Source organism: Agarivorans sp. B2Z047 (assembly GCF_023373605.1).
In the GTDB taxonomy this organism is placed as follows: Bacteria; Pseudomonadota; Gammaproteobacteria; order Enterobacterales; family Celerinatantimonadaceae; genus Agarivorans; species Agarivorans albus.
Genome location: NZ_CP088080.1, coordinates 4,115,707 through 4,135,956, shown reverse-complemented (window position 1 = coordinate 4,135,956; position 20,250 = coordinate 4,115,707). Strand labels below are relative to the sequence as shown.

The window sequence follows — 20,250 nt, the reverse complement described above, 5'->3', positions numbered from 1 at the left end:
AAACTTAACTCAAATTGAAACGAATAGGGATAAGCGCGCGCGAAGCTTGAGCTTGGCCATCTACAATCAGGCCCTTAAACTGCCAGCGCTTCACCGCCTTTAATGCCGCTTTGTCCAAGCTTTTTACGCCCGAACTACTGTTTATTTCACGTTTGGTTTGTCGACCTGTAGGGTCTAACCAAACTTCTACCATTACTGTGCCTTCTAAACCGCGTTTTTTAGCCACCCGTGGATACACTGGGGCTGTTGGCGGTTGAGCAAAGCGAGGCTGGGTATTAATGCGCGGCAATTTAGACAAACCTTGCTCGGTTTGCGCCTGACTATTTACTTGGCTAGCACTTGCTTGAGCGGTGTCTAACTCTTCAACAGGCTTGCGCTTAGGATCAGGCTTTGCTGCGGGTTTAAGGGGTTCTGTAGGCGTCTTTTTAACTTGCTCCGGCTGCGGCGGTTTATGCTGGGCAAGTTGATTTTGCTCTCTAGGTTTAGGGGGCTGTTTTTCACTCGGTGTGTCCTTTACTACAGGTTTTACTTCCGCTGTTTTTTGCTCAACTGGGCGAGGTGTAGGCTTGTTTGTTAGCGTTTTGGCGCTTGCCGGTTCAGGTTTTGCTAATTGTTTAACTGGTGGCGGAATCTCAGGGGTTAAGGCCTCTTCTGAAGGTGTTTCAGCTTGTTCTGTTGCCACCACCGAGGTATTTATTGCCACAACACTTAAACTTGGCGCTGCCGTTTGGCCGCCACTACTTTGTGTCATCTCTTTGATGTTGGGCTGCATATACATAAAGTAGCCATGTATAGCCGCTGAAATTAGCACGGCCAAACTAAGCTTCCCCATCTTTTACCCTTACACCATTAACTCGACATTGGGCCTAGGATACTGGCAAATAAAAAATAAGTAAATACAAATGATAATGATTTGCATTTGATTTGTTGCTAGGTTAAGGTGACAAACAGTTAAGCAGTTTGGCCTATTGTCCAAACAAGCCGCTAATAGCAAGCAAGATAGGAGAGTTAAATGGCCTTAACGCCAGCCGAAGTAGTAGAGCAGCACAGCGAATTAAGTGTGGCTCAATTGGCAGAAAAAGCGCAATGCAGCGAAGCAGAAATTGTACAAGTTCTGCCTGAAGAATGGGCCTGTTGGTTACCTAACGAGCAGTTGCAATGGCTAATGTACGATCTCCCAAGTTGGGGACCAATGACCACCATCATTCAAGTGGCTGGTTCAGTATTTGAAATAAAAGATAACTTTCCTTGTGGTAAACCAGGCCACGGTTATTACAATTTAATGGATAAGCAAAGCCATTTACATGGCCATTTAAAGTTAGACAACATTGCTAGCATTGCCTTAATTAGTAAGCCCTTGCGCGGCACCCAAAGTTACTGTTTTCAGTTCTTTGATGATAATGGCAGCACTATATTTAAGATTTATTTAGGGCGAGATCGCAAACGCGTATTGTTGCCAGAACAAGTAGAACGCTTTGAATTGCTAAAGCAAAACATGGCACTAACGGAACTAGAGAACCAACAGTAATGATTGATAAAAAAGCACGCTTGGCATCGCGCCTAGGCCCCGAAATAGCAGAGTTTGTTGCTAGCAAGCAGAGTATTTTGATTGCCTCGCTGGGGGAAGATGAATTCCCACATAGCTCGTACTCGCCATTTATTTGTTACCAAGGGGCGTTTTACATTTTAATTAGCGATATTTCCAAGCATGCCGATTACTTGCGCGCTCACAACAAAGCCGCCGTAATGTTAATTGACGACGAAGCCGATACTAAGCAAATTTATGCCCGTAAACGCCTAAGTTACGACGTTATTGCCAAGCAAGTAGACGACGAACCGCGAGAGCAAGTGATTGATTTACTCGAACAGCGCCACGGCGAAATTGTTAGCAACTTACGCCAACTAGCCGACTTTAGCCTGTTTGCTTTAGAACCGATTAAAGGACGTTATGTAAAAGGATTTGGTCAAGCCTTTGATATTAAAGGCCTAGACGATGTCGATTTTGTGCACTTGAAGGAAGGGCATAAAAAGCGGGCTTAATTGCTCGTGGGTTTTACACCCGTTGGGGCTTAGCTGCCCTTGTACGTAAGTACTCTCTCCACACTCAGCGAAAGCTGAAACCTTGGGTCTTATTAGACTGTAGCTGCACTAGTATTGGTGCAGCTTTTTTTATGCCTTTGATGTTTGAGTCACCCAATCTAGACATACCTAGTATTAACGCCGCATTAAGGTGTGAGCGGCGCTTGGCTTTAGTTGAGCGAAGCGAAACCGGGAAGCGTTGCGAATCACTCTTCAATGCTTTGTTAAGTTTCGCTTTTGCTAATATAGTTTGCTTGCTCTGGTGTAACAGACATACGATAAAATAACTCTTTTGTCTCAATCACTTTGGCTTCACTCATCTCAGTACATTTGATACTTTTATATGAGTTAATAGGTTCTGCACTTGATATTTCATTATTGTGGTAGAAACCTTGTGATCGGATGGTCCACTTTCCGGACATTATTCCCTTACTATCCTTCTCATCGTTCCAAGCTAGTTGGTGTACTATTGTTCCATAACTGCCACTAACGGTATTCCGCTCTGAGTAGTCTAGGATCTCAGTAGTAAATGAAAAGCTGTAATTTGTCGTACCATCAGGTGCCTTTTGAGTAGCTACCCCCACGTTGATATGGTTTCCGTTGTGAATATAACCTAGATTAGGCCATTGTTTTGTATCGTTTGAACCAACAGATACCATATCCCCTATGACTTTTATCTCAACTTCCCCTGAAAGGCAATAAAGCGCAAGAGAAGAACTCCCACGAGAGTTTACTTGAAGCCTTTCATTAGGTGTTTCTGGCTGTTTGATAACTTGGAAAGGGTATAAAGAATGAACTTCCAATTCAGTTGGTTCATAGATTTCAATATTGGAAGAAGAGTTTCCTGTGCTTTGGCAACCAGATACAGCCACAACGCAGATAGCAGGTAATAAAAGATGTTTAAAGCGCATATTAGACTCATTCATTTAAAACGGATATTCTATGTTCGATAAAAAGAAAGTGATAGCGAACATATGTAATCATATATTGACGAGAAACGTAACGCCGCCGTATGGGGCGGCAACAGCGGCTCCGCCGCGTCGTGGTTGCCATCCCAGGGCGCGCAGTGCCCATAACGGCATTGTTATGCTAGCTTAGCACGCCTCAGCTCTTCGACTCGAAAACCTTGACGAATCTATATTGATATATCGTTTTCATCCATTAGCTTTCTAATTTTTGATGAAAACTCAAGTATCTGTTCTTTTGTATAGTTCGTATATGTAGGCAGAGAATTCACTGGGATATTTAAAAGAAGCCCGCTCCCACATGCTAACAAATACCTCAATTCGGATTCCGTAAGTTCCAAAGACACAGAAGATTCTTGAGACTTATCTCGTATTGTTCTCATTTGTAATTCCCACCTACACTAATTGATAGCATAACGCCTCGCTAACGGGCGCACAAATAGTTGGCTAAAATCAGCGAAGAATGAGCGCAAGCCAACTGTTTTGCGTCCACTTTTAGCGACTTGTTATGTTCGTTTTAAATCTTTCTTTGCAGAAATAAGAAGCTCTTTAAGCGCCTTATCATGCTCTTGGTACTCTTGCTCATAAAACTCGAATTTAGGCTCGTTATAATAATCTAACATTTCTCGACTTTTTAACTTTTGAAGGATATCCACAGATTCTTTCGATATATAAAAAGCACCGATATCGGTAGCTTTACTTAGTGAAGATGATGCACCTATGTATTTTTGAAGTAACTCTCTTTCTCTTTCATCTGACAATCCAGTACCTTGACCATAGTCCTCTTTATGGACCCTAAAATACTTAATCATGTCATAAAGAGCGACAATGATTTCTTCGTATGCTGTTTCACACTTAGTTATTTGAGATTTGTAACTTTCAAGCCTTAAATCATATTCATGTTTTACAGAAGCTTTAAGCCTTTCTAACAACCAGTTTCTGCATAAAAAGGTAATAAGAGCTATTAAGCTAACACTACTAATTGAACTAATGATTGCGACTACAAAACTTTCCATGTGACTCCGAGAACATAACAGCTTATTAAGAGGAAAAATTCCTTGTTTAAACAAGGGGTTTTTCCTCTTATCATACATTTGATAGAATCCAGACTATCACCTTTCCTAAGCTACATCAGTCACCTAGCTCGAAAAATAACAAAAAAATCAGCACAAAAGCATGCAAGCCTTTGTAGAAAGTAGGAATCACAATTTATCTGTGTATAACGACAGTGCTTTGTCCACAAAACTAGAAAAATTAAGGGTACATAAGTTTGTTAAGAGTAATTGTAAGCGCGCTGTAACACCGAATGGGGCAAAAACGTTTCACACTGTCGATAGCCAAGATTGTGCTTTTCAATCCCATCATCTTCGCCGAGTAGCGCAAATGGACAAGGGAGCAGAGTTGAAGTCTGTTTGAGCGTAGCGAGTTACTTCAACTCCCTTGTGAATGCGCAACGGAGGATCTAAGAAGATGCAGGGTGAGTTTTCTTTTGCTTAGCTAAGCTTTGCTCGTTGAAGCTTAATGACGTCGCCGCAGGCGAAAGTTTTTACTCTATAGCTAATACACAAAGGGGCAGGTATGTGTTTATTCGTCCTGTTCACTTCCTTCATTATCGCCGTGTCGCCGAAGTGATAAGTGTTCAAGCTGAGCACTGTTTTAGCGAAGCGAGTTACTTAGGCGCGTTTGCCGTTGATATTTATATATCATAAGAACGCAGCCTTCAGTATTGTCGATTGTTGCTCAAATAACGCATAGTCAGATTTAGAGGAAAATCTGGCAACATTTATCCACTGAACTCCTGTTTCATCTATATGCCGAAACTCAATTTGGAACGCATATTTTGAACAACGATACAGACCAAAAACCAAACCTATAATCGTTAAGGAGATGACTAAAACTTTTAACCAAATTGGTGAACTTTCTAGGCTTGGAATTGCAAGCCAAACTGCGCCAGAGAAGATAAATAGCCAAAAGATGATTTGCCCCAAATTATCGAGCAAACTCAGTTTTTTAACTCTCACATTATTTATTTTTGATAAAGGGTATGAGTCTTTTTTAAAGCTAAACGCTTCTTGGCTCAGTTTAAAATCAGCTTCCTTGTACATAACTCCCTCTTTAGTTAACGCCTTTACAAAAAATAGCTTACCATTTTTCCTTGTTTACATCAGTTGTCTAGCGTTAAAAATAACAAAGTGGTCAATAGAGGTTGTGTCTGTAGAACACTGGCTGAAAGTACTGGAAGCTTTGCTTTTAAGCTATCATGCCAGAGTACAAACCAAGTCACTCCACCTAAGGAATCAAGATGATCTTTACTACTACTGAATCAATAGCCGGAAAACCTACTCGCGAAGTATTAGGCGTGGTGACTGGCAGCGTGGTGCAGTCTAAACACATTGGGCGCGACATTATGGCGGGCTTTAAAAGCATTGTTGGTGGGGAAATTCGTGGTTACACCGAGATGTTAAGCGAAGCACGTGACGTGGCGATTCAACGCATGGTGGAGAGTGCCAAAAACAAAGGTGCTGACGCGGTGGTGGGGATCCGTTTTACTACCAGTGCAATTATGGACGGTTCTTCAGAAATTATGGTGTTTGGCACTGCCGTTAAGTTAAGCCAATAAAGGCCGAGAACTCGGCCTTTTAGAGGTATTTTTCTATTAAACTTTTTTGAATCGACGTGCAGCTAAGCCCATTAATCCAAAGGCGAAGATGGCTAGAGTAGTAGGCTCGGTAACTGTCGCAGGACTGTTTAATCTAGCTTGGAACGTTCCGGTTGCGTCACCATCATTAAATATTAGTGTGCCGCCGTTTGTTATCATGCTAGGGGTTCTGTTCCATTGCAGAAATGATACGTTCTTGACTACAGTATCGAGGGCCGATAATAGATCATAGCTGCCAATGTCAAAAACGTAATAGAGGTCCGAACCGAATTGCCCTGCTCTAGAAAGGCCTAATAATCCGTTATTAACAAAAGTTCGAGTGCCACTTACAAAATCGAACACGCCAATGTTATCAATAGTAATCGTGGTGCTAATGGCATCAATGTATCGACAAGTAGCGCTACAAGATTGAAGATCATCTGTATTGGAATACTCTGTAATGGTAAAAAAGCTATCGGTGAATGCTTGACCACCAATGCTACCTGAGCCTGTGCCTGTGTATTCAAATTCAATCACCCCAGCACTTGCAAATCCGCTAAATGAGATAGCTAATACAACTATAACAGCCTTTAAGGTCTTCATATTACTTCCTTTGTAATCTAATTCTTGAAAGACTCATTCTTTCACGGCCTGCTTTATGCATGAATCGAGCCTAAATAAAAAGCTATTTTATTTCAGCTGCTTACTCTACTTGGTTTTATTTGGTAATTAAAAAGTGTAAATAAATCAGTCACCTGTGGTTAATAGTTGAACTATCATTTGTTGGTTTTGTGTACAATAGCTGCGGCGGTTACATTAAACAAATAAAGGCCGAAAGCTCGGCCTTTATTTGTTTTTATTTAAGAGTTAAACACGGCCACTTTTGCCGGGAGTTTTACTACATCGCGGCGAGTAAATACTCCTAATAAAGTAGGGATAGTCACCAAGGTTACGCCTGTGGCAAATAGCTCGCCAAATACCAAAGATACGGCGGCTGGTTTTAGGTATTGGGCTTGTTCGGCGCTTTCTAACAATAAAGGAAGCAGGCCACACACGGTGGTGATGGTGGTTAAAAATATTGCGCGTAAGCGGCTAGTGCCGGCTTTAATTAATGCTTGTTTTAAGGGCATGCCAGCGCGGTAATATTGGTTGAAGCGGGTAATGAGTACCAGTGAATCGTTAATCACGATTCCGGTCATGGCCATCATGCCAAACATCGACAAAATGCTTAAGGGCAAGTCCATGATGCCGTGGCCAAATATGGCGCCAGCAAAACCAAAAGGGATAACCGCCATAATGATGAGCGGCTGCCAATAAGACTTTAAAGGCACCGCCAATAAAATGTAGATTAACAGCAGGGTCATGATCATGGCCGATTTAAAACCTGCTTGTACCTCGCCTAGTTCTTCAAACTCGCCATCGGGGTTTATGCTTACCCCTGGGTAGCGTTGTTCAATGTCTTTGATAATAGGTTGTAGCTTGGCTAGCACCTCTTCGGGTGATTGAACGCCGCGGTCTTGGCGCCAGTATAAATTAACCACTTGCTCTTGATTGCGTCGATAGAGCACTTCTGCGTGTTGCTCAAAACGCAGCTTAGCGACGTCGCCCAGCATTAATGATTCGCCGTTTTCTAAAAATATCGGCGTGGCGAGAAGCTGTTGGGTAGTGGTTTTTTGGCTGTGGTTATAACGCACGATAACTTTGGTTTCTTGGCCTTGTTGCAATAAACGGTGGATTTCACGCTCGCCAAAGGCGCCGCCGGCAAATAGCGCTAGTTGTCGTTGAGTTAAGCCTAGTTGGCGGCCAAAGTCGTTTAACTCTATGCGCAATTGCTGGCTACCGCCACGTGCATCGTAGCGCACATCTTGCGCGCCTGCTAGGCGACTAACTTGTTCGCTTAGTGCGGTAGCGGCTAATACTGCAAGTTGGCGATCTTCTGCGCTAATGGCTAGGCTGGTGCCGCCCGCTGGTTCATCGTCGGCGGTAAACTCACTGGAGTAAGCCCCTTCTATGCTGCCGTTAAGTTCGCGCCACTGATTAAGTAATAAGTTGTTTGGCAAGTTGCTAAGCGCTTCATTACTAATTTCTAAGGTGGCTTCTATCGAGCCGTAACCGTCTGACCAAATGAGTAGGTTGCTAATGGGTTGCTGCTGTAATTGATACTGCTCTTGAACTTGCTGGTTTAGTTGTAGTGCGCTTTGTTCTAACTTAAACAAGGTTTTTTGTTGCAGGGGCAGTGGAGCGCCGTCTTCCAAACTTACGTTGGCACTGATATATCGGCCAGGAATTTCTGGGAAAATAGCACTACGAATAAGCCCAGTAGACCAAAAGCCGTAAGCTAAAAGCACTAAGGCAAAAAAGCTAATGAGGGTAGCGGTTTTGTTATCGATGGCTTTGCTCAATATGGGGCTATAGATTCTTTGGCTAAAGCGATTGAGCCCAGCTTGAGCCAGCTGTTGTATTCGGCGAAACCACGATACTGATGGTTTATCGGTAATTGAAGGGTAGCGAATTGCCGCTAAATGGGCCGGCAGAATCAATTTACTTTCGATTAGGGAAAATATCAGCGCAAAAATAACTACCGCTGAGAAACTGGCGAGTAATTTGGCTAGCTCGTTATCTATCCATAACATCGGCGAAAATGCAGCAATGGTGGTAAGTGCGCCAAATACCGTAGCAACAGAGACCGACTCTAAGCCGCGCCAGGTAGCCTTTAGCGCTTGTTTACTTTTACTGCGTTGTTCGTGAATGCTTTCGCCCACCACTACGGCGTCGTCGACTAAAATTCCTAATACCAAAATAATGCCGAATAGGGTGATATCGTTAATGCTGTAATTCATAAAACCCATGGCAGCAAAGGTACCCGCGATAGCGACCGGAATACCCATCGCTACCCAAATTGCCACTTTTAGCTCTAAGAATATGCCCAGCAGAATTAACACAATCAGTAAACCTTGCCAGGCGTTGTCTGCTAAACGGCTGAGTTGGTCCTCAATATAGGGCGCCATGTCGGCCATGGTGGATAGGCTTACATCATTGGGTAAACGCTCTGCTTGTTGGGCAAGTACTTGTTTAACCGCTTGGCTTACTTCGAGTAAGTTGTCTTGTTGGCTGGTGCTAATGAGCAGGGCAATGGCAGACTCGCCGTTATTACGCACAATTGAACCGCTGGCTTCGTAATCGCGATAAACATGGGCTAAATCACCCAGGGTTACGCTGCCGGTTGGGCTAGATAAAATGCCTAGCTGTTTGAGTTCTTGCAGATTGTCGGCGTAGCCATCGCCGCGCAACACCATGCGGCCGCGCGCGCTTTTTAGTTCACCGCTGCGGGTTTCTATCGACATTTGTTCAATGCGTGCCGACAGTTCTTCTAAGCTCAGCCGGTAGTTTTTAAGCTGTTCTAATTTGGGCTCAATAACAATGAGGGGCATACGCGCCCCCCAATTGCTAACTTTGGCTATTTTGGGGTGCTTCTTCAGGGCTAGCTCTACTTGGCGAGCAATCGGCTGCAATTGTTGGTCGGGCCGAGGGGCGGAGATAATCACAAATGCCGCAAGGTTGGTGTATTCATCACGGCTTATTTGCGGGCTTTCTGCCTGTACCGGAAAGTTAGCAATGGCATTTACTCGATTGCGAACATCTTCTATTAAACGGTTTAAATCGGTACCAGAGGTTTTACGTACTCTTACTTGAGAAAAACCGGCTGAAGATTCGCTCACTATTTGTTTAATGCCAGTTAAATCGCCAATAGCTTGCTCGATACGCTGGGTAACGCTTTGGTCAATTTGTTCGGCGGTTCCACCGGGATAGGCAACGCTAATAACCAAACTCGACGGCGCAATTTGCGGAAAGGATTCAACCCTTAAATGGCTAAGCGAGAGCATACCCGCCACAATAATTGCCAGCATAAGGAGGTTTGCCGCGACGCTATTATGCAAAAACCAATGGCTTAGCTGTCTCATAATTGGCTCTCCTGCACAAAGCTTGGCTTAACGCGCAATCCCGGTAGCAATGAGGGCAGGGGATAAACTACTACGTTGCGAGTTTGCTCCGGCTGATTGACAAACTTTAGCCATACTGTGCTTTCGTTTTCATCCAGAATAGTTACTTGCTCAAGCTGCAATTGTTGCTTGCTGTCGATGGTCCATACTTCGCCATCTTTGGTTAATGCGCTCATTGGCAGCTTTGCTACTGTAGATTGCACACTTAAACTGACTTGAATGTTTACTTGTTGCTCGGGCAATAGCCGAGGTTTGCTTTGATAGGGCTTAGCCACACTTAACACCACTTGCCGTTGGCGAGTGGTGGCATCTACTTGTGGCGCAATATAACGCACGCTGGCGGGCCAAGTTTTATTTTGGCGGTCGATAACGGTGATTTGCGGCTCGGCTAAGCTGGCTTGAATCCGCGACCAGTGCAGCTCTGACACTGGCAAGGTAATGTCGATGCTTTCGCTTGAGGCTATATCAAACAGTGGATCACCAACATCTAGTTGCTGCTTAGGGCTAACGTAGCTATTGATGATGATGGCGTTAAACGGCGCATCTACTTGGCTATCGCGCAGGCGTTGCTGAATACTTTGGTAGCTGCTTCTGGCTTGGGCTAGCTCTGCTTTGGCTGCTGCCAATTGAGGTTCGCGTCGAGCAAAGGCCGAACTGGCTGTATTAGATAACATACTAAGCGCAACGGTTTGTTCGTGCTTTTCTCGCTGGTAGTTAAGTTCGGCTAGCTTTATTTGGCTTAAGGCAGCGCTAAGTTCGGCTTGCAAATGAATGGGGTCGACTTTAAGCAACAGTTGTTGTTTAGAGACTAAGCTGCCGGGAGTTAACTGCTCATCAAAGTTAATAATTTGGCCACTGCTTTGGGCTTTAAGTTGGTTAAACCAACGGGCTTTGCTAATGCCGCTTAATAACAGTTTGGGTTGATAACTAGTGGGGCTTACCACTAACGCGCTAAGTGGTAGATAATCAACCTTCGCGGGAGCATCTTCTATTGCTTGCGGCTCTAAAATTACAATGGTGGCTAACGAGAGTACTAATAAGCCTATCGCCATTAAGATGGGTTTAATCGCCAGTTTTTTCACAAAAGCTCCTTGGCATCTATTGTTGAAACGGGGCTTAATCGCTTAATGATTTACAATGAACAAAGTATAAAATTGCTAGCGGTAAGTACTGTCGCGACTTACTGGCGATTTTGTATTTTTGGAAATGACATACACTGACAAAGGCATCTGGATGGAATTGTTCAAAGGTTGTTTCTGTGCAAGTACAGCGGTGTGTGTTTGCGCCATTGTGCGGCCTAGCTGAGTTGTTGCTCTAGGGTAAATAGGCCAGATAGGGTATGTTGGCAAGCGCCAGTTTGTTTGAGTAAGTGCTTGTAAGTGAGTGCTTGTAAGTGGATGTGCGGTCTAGTCAAAATTTTGTGTTAAGGAGAGGGAATGTCGAATACCAAGCAATTGTCTTTGTTTGTTGATGTTGTGCAACAAGGCTCATTTGTTAAAGCTGCTGCCTTGCACAATATGGATAATTCTTTGCTCTCTAAGCAGATTAAAAAGCTAGAAACTGAACTTGGCGTGCAGCTACTTAATCGTTCTACCCGTTCCTTTTCCTTAACTCCAGCTGGTGAAGAGATTTTCGATAAAGCCTTGCAGTTGTTAGATACCTTGGGCGACATTCAGATTATTGCTGATTCTTACCAACTGGAGCCTAAGGGCACCTTAAGAATTGTCGCGCCAATATTTTTTGGCCAGCAATACTTACAACCGGTGGTCTCGCAGTTTATGAAGCAATACCCACAGGTAAAAATTAGCATGGTATTGGAAGATCGTCGCTCAGACATAATTGCCGACCATTATGATTTAGCATTTCGCATTGGTAAGTTAAATGCGTCTAACTTGATTGCAAAAAAGTTAGCAAACACTCACTTTGCTTTGGTTGCTTCTAAAAGCTTTGTTGAGCAGCACGGTATGCCCGAAACGCCAGAACAATTATTGGCATTACCCGCAGTTGTGTATAGCAATGGCGAGCGAGTGCTCGATCATATCAAACTAGGTGCAACTCCACATGGTGAACCCAACCAAAGCTATCGCATGCATGGTAATTATAAAGTGAGTGATGTTAGAGCCTTAATGGGCGCGGTGTGTGATGGTTTAGGTTACAGCATGATTGACTTGTTTAATCTTGAGGCATCCACCGAAACCTTAGGTTTAGTGCCACTGCTTACCAACTATCAAATTTCTACCATGGATACTGGTATCTATGCGGTGTATCCACATCGCAAGCAAACGGTGTTAGTGAAAGAGTTTATTGGTGCTGTGCAGCAATATATTGGTACTCCACCATTTTGGCTTGAGCACCTACCCAACTACCAACAGCTATATAAATAAATCAAACTATCTCACCAGAAACATGAGGCTAGATTAAGTACTGGCCTGCAGGGGTTATTGTCACTTACAAATCCCAAGTTTAGGTTAGATAGCAATAAAAAAGAGCAAGCATTGCTGCTTACTCTTTGATGGATAACTCCGGTTACTTACTTAACTAAACCGATACTTTAAAGCGGCTAAGTTGTTGGTTTAGTTGTTCCGCTTTCTCTATTGCTAATTGCGCAGCAGCTAAAGAGTCACTGGAGTTTTCCAAGTTAATGCGGGTTTTATCGGCTAGCTCTGTAAGGTTGCGGTCAATGTCTTCGGTTACATGGCTTTGCTCTTCGGTTGAGGTGGCGGTTGAGACCGAAACCTCGCTCACCTTAGAGGTAGACTCTAAGATCTGATTAAGCGCTTCTAAGGTTTGTCCGGCTAAATCAACGGTGCCTTCGGCAACTGTGGAGCCTTTATTAATGGCATCTACTGCTTGGGTTACACCGCTTTGTAAGGCTTCAATCATTTTTTGAATGTCTTCGGTAGATTGTTGAGTTTTACTGGCGAGGCTTCTTACTTCATCGGCTACCACGGCAAATCCGCGGCCTTGTTCGCCAGCGCGCGCTGCTTCAATGGCGGCGTTTAAAGCGAGTAAGTTGGTTTGCTCGGCAATCCCGCGAATAACATCTAATACTGAGGCGATGCGGTCGGAATCTTGCGATAGGTTCTCAACTACATTGGCCGCTTCTTGAACAGTGTTTGAGAGTAAACTAATGTGTTCTACCGATTCTTTGGTAACGTTTTGTCCTTGCTCGGTTTGGCTATTCACTGTATTGATTTCTTCGGCAGCGTGGTTGGCATTATTGGCCACTTCTCTAATGGCTGCTGCCATTTGTGTCACCGCTGTAGCAATCATTTCTACCGATTGGTTTTGCTCTTTACTTACTTCGGTTGTTTGCTCAGATTTTTGCGCAATGCCAGCGATAGACTGGTTAAGCTCTACCGAGAATTTGTTTACATTGCCAATTAAGCCTTCTAGCAAATCTACAAATTGGTTAAAGCTGGTGGCTAGCTCGCCTATTTCATCATTACGTTGTACTTCTAGGCGTTGAGTTAAGTCGCCATCGCCTTGAGAAATGTCATTAATTCGGGCGGTAATGCGAGTAATGGAATCAACTAGAATTTTAGGTCCAAAGTAAGCCAACAAAATAGACAGCACTACGGCAATGCTTGCCACGACTCCTAACATGCTGAGTTGACTGGTTACATCGGCAGAGGATTGCTGCTCGATATCATCGGCCAGCTTCTCAGCTGCGCCGGTGGCTATGTCGTAAAGCTCTCGCAGGCTTTCAAAATTTTGCACACTTTGGTTTGCACTTAACTCAATGGCTTGTTTTCTTTGGCCGTTTTTAATCAAGGCAAATACTTCGGTACTCGGTTTTTTCCATTGATTAAATCTTTGTTCAAAGCTTTGCAAGCTTTGGGTAGCTTCGGGGGAGTCGCTTAACAGTTCTTTAAATTTTTGCATGCGCTGATGCGCTTGCTCAGCATTTTCTTGGTAATCATCCATTAAGCCCGCTAGCGCTGAGCTTGGAGCCTCTAGTGCTTCTAGCTCGGCCACTCTAGCTTGGTAAAGATCTCGATCGGCATTTAGTACCGCAGCCAGAGCGGGTAAGATGTTTTCTTCTACGGTGAGTAAACTGCTGTAGGTACTTTTACCAACATTGAAACCAATCAGCGATACCAAAATTAATAACAAAGCATTCACAGCAAAAATTACCGAATACTTAAATCTCAAACTCTTAACATTCATCGTTACCGTCCGTATCAAACAACTTACTGATAATTAGCTTATATAAAACAAAGCCATATAGGCTAAGTTATAAGTTCTAATTGTAGGCAAACAAAGTGAATTTTGTGTGGATGTTAATTTTTTTTACAATTTTGAGTGTGGCTTTTGATTTCTTCATGTTTTCCTGCTTAGTTGATCATACATAATGACTAGGGTCTGTTGATCTTTGCTGATGGTTTATGCAGCAATTTATTAGCCATTTAGGCAAGGCAGTGAGTGTGCAGTTAAGTGGGCTTAATAATCACTCGCTAACGCTGAATAAATGGCTAAGAAATGCTGCCCGAAGGGTTCGGATAAGCGGACTTTACTCTTTGTTAAGCACTTTTTGCTTAGCCCACTAGGCTTCTAAGTGCTCGCCGCGATTAAAGCCCGCTTATCTCGAACAAAATTTCAACACCAAAGTTCAACAGTCCCTAGAGAGCTTGAAGGGCGTTCAGCCAAACCACCACCTTAACAGCGCTTAATGAATTTTATTGGCCAGCAGTTCTTGCATGGCCAAGGGTAAATACCCGCGTAATCGCTGGCTAATTGTGTCTTGATGTTTCTGCCAGAAAATACCCAGGTAGACCATCGCTAATCCAATCAGCGTTAGCGAAATTGGAAATAGCCAACTGTCTTTAAATACTTGATCGGCAAGGTGGTAAAAATAGTAAAAGCAGCCCATGGCAGCAAAAACCACAAATACGCGGCGGGCCAGAATAACCCCAGCCAGCATCATGGCTAGGTTAGTGAGAAAGTACAAAAACTTTGCCCACTCACTATTGGATTCTTGAAAGCTTAAGCCACACCAAAATGTGAGTACGCCAAAGATATATAACCAAAATGCGAAATCGGCGCTGTGACGACTGCGTAGATCAACCCAAAAGGCCAGCAAAATCATGGCTAAACCAAAATATAGTGAAACTAAACTTCGTAACTGAAAATCGGGTCGCTCGCCTGCTAACATGGCGGCGATGTCCATGCTCATATACCAAAGGGTAACGGCCAACGGCATTAACATAAAGGGATAACGGTAGCGCCAGCATAGAATTAAACCAACGATTAGGGTGGCGATTTCCATATATAGCCAATGCCATTGAACATAGCGGTGATAGTCGTGATATTGGCTAGAGTTAGGCCACCAACCCATCGCTTGTTGCAAGCCATATACCGCCAAAGGTGTAAGGCAAATCACAAAAGTGGCAGATAAGCCGGCAGGAATAATATGGCCTTGGCGTTTAAAACGTTGGCAAAGAAGTAGTGCCAATACTGCATATACTAGGCTAATGCTAACGATGCCCCAGCCTCCAAAACCTTCCCACGCTAAGTTCATAAACAGGGTCATAGCGCCAATGGCGATTAATCCACCAAAGTAATAAAGTAAATGACTAAAGTTGAATTGAGCCGTAGTGCTTGATGGCAACTCTAAGAAACTGAGCAAGTTTTCTGCTTGTTGCTGGCTGATGATATTAGCTTCAACGGCTTGTTGTAATTTACGCGGGGTAATTTGAGTCATTAGTGAGTCCTATTACGAGATTTTATCAGCTTGCCATTGTTTTCTGAGGAAAACTAAGTCATTTGTCAAAAATATCTACCCTAGGCTAACTTGACAGATAAGCCTTGCTGTCGCTTTACTTACTTATCCCAAATGTGACGGACATAATTAGCCTATGGCACTTAAGGTTATGATAGCCATAATTATTTTTAGCTGTAGCAGCTGTTTGAGCGCAAAGCATTCAGGCGAGTTCTATCGTTTTTATGCCTTGAATTCTAAACCTGCTGGCTTTAAAGAAGGCGGTGAGCCGAAAGGTTATTATGTCGATATACTTAAGCTGGTTGCTCAGCGCTTAAAGTTAGATGATGTCGAAGTGAATGTGGTTCCTTATCCACGAATTGTAAATGAGCTGCTGCATAACGAACAAGGAGTGGTTATTTCTTGCTTGTTTCCTAACAAAAAGTTTGACCAATCGATTCACCAGCCAATTGCTGTAGCCAGTTTTCAAACGGCAGTGGTCAGCATTGCGGATAAGCCATTTACCTGGGATAACTTTGAGGGTAAAAGGGTGGCCTCGTTAAGGGGAGCTAGCAAGGTTTATGGGCTAAAACTGTATGATGCAGCAGAGCAGGGACAAGTGACTATATTGTCGGCGCAAACATACTCACAGGCACTTAAGCTGTTAGAAGCAGGGAGAATAGATGGCTTTGCGGGTAATCTTGGGATTATTTCGAATCTAGCACAAGAGATGGAAATAGAGCTTGCTCAGCCTGCTTATTTAACGTCTGCGAAATCATACATCACTATTTCTATCGCCCCGAATACAGACAATGCTGAGCAAATTTTGCAAGACATTGAACTGAGCGTACAACAGCTTCTCGAGAGTGGCGAAATTCAAGATATTGTAGAGAGTTACCTACCTAAAGCGATTCAAGAACGCTAGCACTAAGCCCTATATTATAGTGCTTGCATCGATTTAAAACCCGGCCCTTACTTTTAGCTTGTGGCATAGCGACTACACTTAAATGACATTTGCATGATAGTGATAGCGGGGATGGCTTATGACGCGAGCTTGCTTATGGATAACACTGAGCTATTGCAGCTTAAGTTCAGTTTTAGTCGCTGAAGAGTTATGGGTGGGTAAAGTGTGTCCAGTTACCTACCAACAGCAAACGCTAGGCGTATTGGTCTTTTCGGAAGCTTGGTATCACAGCAGTCGCCAGCAAGCGTCTTATATTCCGCGAGATAACGCCACTGGGGTGGGGCTAGAAATCCACCTATTTGCTAATCGCTTAGGCGAGTTAGAGTTAGCTAACCAAGCCCAGTGTAACCAATATCGCATGTTACAAATTCGCACCACCAATCGCCGTTTATTAGGCGATGAACGCAGGGCTCAAATTGATGCGCCAGCTAGCTTTGTTGAGCCTTTTTACGATGCTTTTCCCTTAGAACACGGCGCTGGCGTACATCAAACCCCAGCCGATACGCTCGATAAGCCATGGAATGAACCTCCTACGAGAGCGTCTACCTTAGCCATTTACGACACCCCGTTTGTCTCTGATGCTTTGGGTAAAGAGGGCCAAGATATAATGGTGGAGTTTGAAACCTGCGTGGTGTGCCAACGAGACCAAAGCTACGACACCATTTTGTCTTGTGGCCGCTGGGGTTATAGCCGCGAATATTTAGACGAAAATACCGGCTGGGCCGAGCCCGAATTTCATGGCACCGAATGCTTAAATAGCCCTAGTCCTCACTATCAAGAAACAGTGAGTTTGTCTGAAGAATTTCCTTACAGTTATTGGCTAGATTGGCGTTAAGTTAAATCGGGGTATTTACGTTTGTAACGTGGCAGCATGCTTTGATTACCCAATAAACCACCTTGGTGAATATATAAGGTTGGGGTTTCATCCGTTTGTTCTTCAAGAAAGCGCATTAAACATTGCCAGCCAATTGGGTCGTAGAGAAGCTCAAATTCAAGCTTGGTTTGCTGCTTGAGCGCCAGCCAAGTTTGGTAGTGTTCGCGATATAACTTACCAAAGTGATACTTCTTGGTTCGCGGCAGAATAATCGGGTGAGTGGCGGTATTGCTATTAAGTTGGGTAAATTGCAGGCTTAGATAGTCTTCATCGCCTACACAGGCGCAGCTATATACTTTTATACAGGGATTCATTTGGCTAAAGTATTCACTTAAAAATAAGGCCGTAGTGCCGGTGCCTGCTGGCAGCATTATGTTTAGACGGCCAATTTGGTTTTGATGCTGCCACTGTTCAATTTCTTCCGCTAGCGTGACCACCCCTTCGCGCGCATATTCACAGCGGCCACCTTCAGGGATAAATAGTTGTTGCGGCGATAAGCTTGGTTTAACAATGGTTTGCATAAAGCTGTCTAAGTTAGCTTGCTGCTGACGATGTAAACTACTTACCTCAATGATCCGTGCGCCTAGCTCTAGCGCTGCTTGATAGTTGCCGCAAGGATTTTGTTTTAGCCAGCTGGGGATATGGTCAACGTAGAACTCGCATTTCCATTGTTTAAGTTGCGCTAACGCAGCTAAAGAATACAGCGAGTTAGCTTGCGCAGATCCACTTCCTACTAGTGTGCTTACGCCCGGTTGCGGGTGATTTAAGAAGTGGTAGAACTTACGTGCTTTGTTGCCAGAAAACTGCGGGTGCAGCAAATCATCTCGCTTTACGTAGATTTTCTTACGCTGAAAATGTACCAACTGTACCGGAGATGGTTTAAACAACAGGCAACCAAATGTGATGAGTCTGTGGTGATTAGTTTACGTTGACTTGATTCAGTGGCAAAGCAATTTAATGATTGTGAGCCAACAACTTGGGCGACTGCTTATTATTTCATTCAATTGTGAAAATTTGGTGACAAAAAATGATGAACAAAAAGATCTATCATAATTTTTAGCGATCCTCTTTAGATCTTACGCGCAGCCCAGCGTTGGCGCGGGAGATTAGATTTATGTGGATGACAAGACTTAGTTAACAAATAAAAATAGAAGCCTTAGTTGATTTTTTACTTGTCAATGAGAGTAACAACTGCCTATATACGTCAGCGCAATATATTTCACTGAAATAAGCAGAATAATCCAAACAGCTTTTCCCACAGAAACAGTGCACAAAGCTGTGGATAAAATTCTCTACCCGGTGAAGTTAGTGGCTTGCAGCGGATCGGCTTTTAGCGTCAATAATGTCACCTAAAATTAGTAAAAAATTCTTTTTTACTGCTTCTTTGTTTCGTGGCGTTGACATTTTTCTGTTAGTTAAAATAAATACAAAAATAGAACGTTTCATGAGCCTTGTTTTAAGAATGTAATGGCTAAAAAACTAAGCCTATATTGACCTAAATCGCAAATATGTAAGCTAAGCTACTGATAGTGCTGTACTAGTCTAAGTGCGTTTTTTCGCAGGAATGTTCAATAATTGTCACTTTTATGCTGTTAGCGTAAGCAAGCTGATCGATATCACAGCAGCTTGTTGAAGAGACAAGCACTGTAAAATGGTCATAACTCAATAGCATATTGTGTTTTTTCTCAATCTAAGGCTTTTCGATTTTCTAGATGATTTGGTTGCGTAGAACGATTAAATGTTAATAACTTGCGCTTATGTGAATAAGTTTGGCGATAATCAAGAGTAAAGCGCTAAATTTTGCTTAGCTGTAGGTCATTCATACTAAGGATCTTTGGCTGATTATCTGATCTGTTTTGTTGCTTATGCTAATTGCTATTTGTGCGCCTGAAGATGTCGCTAATTTGCTTACTAAGGTAAAGTGAGCCTTTACGGAGGTGCAATGAAACAAGTTGATCAATTACTAGCTCAAGGGCTAAACAAACAACAAGTCTACGAACATGCAGAGCAGCAGCAGTGGAATCTGCGAAAAGTAACTAAAGCCTTGGCGTCTATTCCAGAGCCCGGTACTTTGCAGCAATATTCTAAGCAGAAAGCGTTTTTGTTGGCGGTATTGCAGTTTATGGTGCTGAGTAAATTGGTGTTTGGCCTTATGGCTGCAGAACAAGTGAGTGCCCAGTTGTTAATGGCCTTACTGATGCCGGCCTTAGTTCCCTTGTTAATTATCTTTATGATTTACAAAAATGCTGCCAATGGCTATTTACTGCTGATGGTGTTTTCAGGCTATTCAATCTATCAAAGCTTGCCTTACATTTTTCAGCTAGAAGGGCTGATAAATGTAGCCTTAAGTGCACTGTTTGCAGGTTTTACTTATTACCTTAAAAAGCGCTTGTTTCCTTTCCAGAATCTATTTCATACTGCAATTACTGGCCGAGGGCACTATATTTATCAGCAAGTGGAAAAATCTGATAACGCCGATAACTAATTAGAGAGGCTTAGTGCTTAAACGCTTAGAACTGTTGGTTCCACCTCCCCTTTGGCTATTGTTATGTGTAGCTATAGCTTACGGCTTGGCGCAGTTAAGTACGCAGTGGAGTTGGCTAATACTGCCATTGGGCTTGGTAAAGCTGCAGTGGCCTTTGGTGTTTTTGGCGGCATTTATCGCAGTAACTAGCCTGATTGGTTTTGCTCGAAAACACACAACTATCAATCCTCATCATCCGGAACGCAGTAAGCATTTAGTCGTGGAAGGGCTTTATCGTTATAGCCGTAATCCAATGTATTTAAGTTTGCTGCTACTGTTAACGGCCTGGTGTTTGCATTTGCAGGCGGGGTTAAGCTTATTAAGTTGCGTAGTGTTTGTGCTGCTTATCAATCGTTTACAAATAAAGCCTGAAGAAAAGCTACTTACGCAGCAATTTAATGAACAATACCTGCAATATTGCCGCAATGTTCGACGTTGGCTTTAGCAAAAGTGCAGGTTTTTTAACTTTACGGAGTGACTTTTAAGCCAGATCAATTTGGTAAA

General features: G+C 43.3%; 19 protein-coding genes. 9 read left to right on the top strand and 10 right to left on the bottom strand.

Features of this window, described 5'->3' with window-relative positions; translation table 11 throughout:
• Positions 1–4 precede the first annotated feature (4 nt).
• Positions 5–832 (bottom strand): energy transducer TonB, encoded by an 828-nt coding sequence (locus LQZ07_RS18930; protein WP_152782026.1) that lies wholly within the window; start codon positions 830–832, stop codon positions 5–7.
• 180 nt (positions 833–1,012) lie between these two features.
• Here LQZ07_RS18930 and hutX point away from each other — a divergent pair, with 180 nt between their 5' ends.
• Together hutX and LQZ07_RS18920 are read left to right on the top strand one after the other, a co-directional pair.
• Positions 1,013–1,528 carry a heme utilization cystosolic carrier protein HutX gene (hutX, locus tag LQZ07_RS18925; RefSeq protein WP_152782024.1) on the top strand — a complete coding sequence of 172 codons (516 nt, stop codon included), beginning with the start codon at positions 1,013–1,015 and terminating at the stop codon, positions 1,526–1,528.
• On the top strand, positions 1,528–2,040 hold the full coding sequence (locus LQZ07_RS18920; protein ID WP_152782023.1) for a pyridoxamine 5'-phosphate oxidase family protein: 513 nt from the start codon (positions 1,528–1,530) through the stop codon (positions 2,038–2,040). The genes hutX and LQZ07_RS18920 overlap by 1 nt, the downstream gene beginning before the upstream one ends.
• Positions 2,041–2,303: 263 nt before the next feature.
• Here LQZ07_RS18920 and LQZ07_RS18915 read toward each other — a convergent pair whose 3' ends face one another.
• Together LQZ07_RS18915 and LQZ07_RS18910 are read right to left on the bottom strand one after the other, a co-directional pair.
• Positions 2,304–2,990: a hypothetical protein gene (locus LQZ07_RS18915; protein ID WP_152782019.1), complete on the bottom strand. Its 687-nt coding sequence runs from the start codon at positions 2,988–2,990 to the stop codon at positions 2,304–2,306.
• 560 nt (positions 2,991–3,550) lie between these two features.
• Positions 3,551–4,060 carry a hypothetical protein gene (locus LQZ07_RS18910; RefSeq protein WP_152782017.1) on the bottom strand — a complete coding sequence of 170 codons (510 nt, stop codon included), beginning with the start codon at positions 4,058–4,060 and terminating at the stop codon, positions 3,551–3,553.
• A 564-nt stretch (positions 4,061–4,624) separates the two neighbouring features.
• Between LQZ07_RS18910 and LQZ07_RS24605 the strand changes: the two genes are divergently transcribed.
• On the top strand, positions 4,625–4,753 hold the full coding sequence (locus LQZ07_RS24605; RefSeq protein ID WP_255483924.1) for a hypothetical protein: 129 nt from the start codon (positions 4,625–4,627) through the stop codon (positions 4,751–4,753).
• On the opposite strand, the gene LQZ07_RS18905 is transcribed toward LQZ07_RS24605, so the two are convergent.
• Positions 4,748–5,149, bottom strand: coding sequence for a hypothetical protein (locus tag LQZ07_RS18905; RefSeq protein WP_152782015.1), 402 nt, complete (start codon positions 5,147–5,149; stop codon positions 4,748–4,750). The genes LQZ07_RS24605 and LQZ07_RS18905 overlap by 6 nt on opposite strands.
• A gap of 197 nt (positions 5,150–5,346) precedes the next feature.
• Between LQZ07_RS18905 and LQZ07_RS18900 the strand changes: the two genes are divergently transcribed.
• Positions 5,347–5,664 carry a heavy metal-binding domain-containing protein gene (locus tag LQZ07_RS18900; protein ID WP_016402985.1) on the top strand — a complete coding sequence of 106 codons (318 nt, stop codon included), beginning with the start codon at positions 5,347–5,349 and terminating at the stop codon, positions 5,662–5,664.
• Positions 5,665–5,700: 36 nt separating this feature from the next.
• On the opposite strand, the gene LQZ07_RS18895 is transcribed toward LQZ07_RS18900, so the two are convergent.
• The 3 genes from LQZ07_RS18895 to LQZ07_RS18885 all read right to left on the bottom strand — a co-directional run bounded on the left by LQZ07_RS18895 (position 5,701) and on the right by LQZ07_RS18885 (position 10,765).
• The gene (locus tag LQZ07_RS18895; protein WP_152782013.1) at positions 5,701–6,285 is read right to left on the bottom strand and encodes a PEP-CTERM sorting domain-containing protein; all 585 of its coding nucleotides are present in this window, start codon (positions 6,283–6,285) and stop codon (positions 5,701–5,703) included.
• A gap of 257 nt (positions 6,286–6,542) precedes the next feature.
• Positions 6,543–9,644 (bottom strand): efflux RND transporter permease subunit, encoded by a 3,102-nt coding sequence (locus tag LQZ07_RS18890; RefSeq protein ID WP_152782010.1) that lies wholly within the window; start codon positions 9,642–9,644, stop codon positions 6,543–6,545.
• The gene (locus tag LQZ07_RS18885; RefSeq protein WP_152782008.1) at positions 9,641–10,765 is read right to left on the bottom strand and encodes an efflux RND transporter periplasmic adaptor subunit; all 1,125 of its coding nucleotides are present in this window, start codon (positions 10,763–10,765) and stop codon (positions 9,641–9,643) included. The genes LQZ07_RS18890 and LQZ07_RS18885 overlap by 4 nt, the downstream gene beginning before the upstream one ends.
• Positions 10,766–11,119: 354 nt before the next feature.
• Between LQZ07_RS18885 and LQZ07_RS18880 the strand changes: the two genes are divergently transcribed.
• Positions 11,120–12,067, top strand: coding sequence for a LysR family transcriptional regulator (locus LQZ07_RS18880; RefSeq protein WP_152782006.1), 948 nt, complete (start codon positions 11,120–11,122; stop codon positions 12,065–12,067).
• Positions 12,068–12,221: 154 nt separating this feature from the next.
• Here the strand turns inward: LQZ07_RS18880 and LQZ07_RS18875 are convergent, their stop codons facing one another.
• Positions 12,222–13,853, bottom strand: coding sequence for a methyl-accepting chemotaxis protein (locus LQZ07_RS18875; protein WP_152782004.1), 1,632 nt, complete (start codon positions 13,851–13,853; stop codon positions 12,222–12,224).
• Between the two features lie 499 nt (positions 13,854–14,352).
• Positions 14,353–15,387, bottom strand: a complete 1,035-nt coding sequence (locus tag LQZ07_RS18870) for a DUF2157 domain-containing protein (protein ID WP_152782002.1) — start codon at positions 15,385–15,387, stop codon at positions 14,353–14,355.
• A 205-nt stretch (positions 15,388–15,592) separates the two neighbouring features.
• Between LQZ07_RS18870 and LQZ07_RS18865 the strand changes: the two genes are divergently transcribed.
• Both LQZ07_RS18865 and LQZ07_RS18860 read left to right on the top strand, forming a co-directional pair.
• Entirely contained in the window at positions 15,593–16,309 is a 717-nt protein-coding gene (locus LQZ07_RS18865; protein ID WP_194164116.1) for a transporter substrate-binding domain-containing protein, read from the top strand.
• 118 nt (positions 16,310–16,427) lie between these two features.
• Positions 16,428–17,183, top strand: a complete 756-nt coding sequence (locus tag LQZ07_RS18860) for a hypothetical protein (RefSeq protein WP_152781998.1) — start codon at positions 16,428–16,430, stop codon at positions 17,181–17,183.
• Here LQZ07_RS18860 and LQZ07_RS18855 read toward each other — a convergent pair.
• Positions 17,180–18,109, bottom strand: coding sequence for a pyridoxal-phosphate dependent enzyme (locus tag LQZ07_RS18855; RefSeq protein ID WP_152781996.1), 930 nt, complete (start codon positions 18,107–18,109; stop codon positions 17,180–17,182). The genes LQZ07_RS18860 and LQZ07_RS18855 overlap by 4 nt on opposite strands.
• 1,055 nt (positions 18,110–19,164) lie before the next feature.
• Between LQZ07_RS18855 and LQZ07_RS18850 the strand changes: the two genes are divergently transcribed.
• Positions 19,165–19,707: a hypothetical protein gene (locus LQZ07_RS18850; protein ID WP_152781994.1), complete on the top strand. Its 543-nt coding sequence runs from the start codon at positions 19,165–19,167 to the stop codon at positions 19,705–19,707.
• 13 nt (positions 19,708–19,720) lie between these two features.
• A complete protein-coding gene (locus LQZ07_RS18845; protein ID WP_249483261.1) occupies positions 19,721–20,191 on the top strand; it encodes an isoprenylcysteine carboxylmethyltransferase family protein in 471 nt (156 codons plus the stop codon).
• Positions 20,192–20,250: the final 59 nt, after the last annotated feature.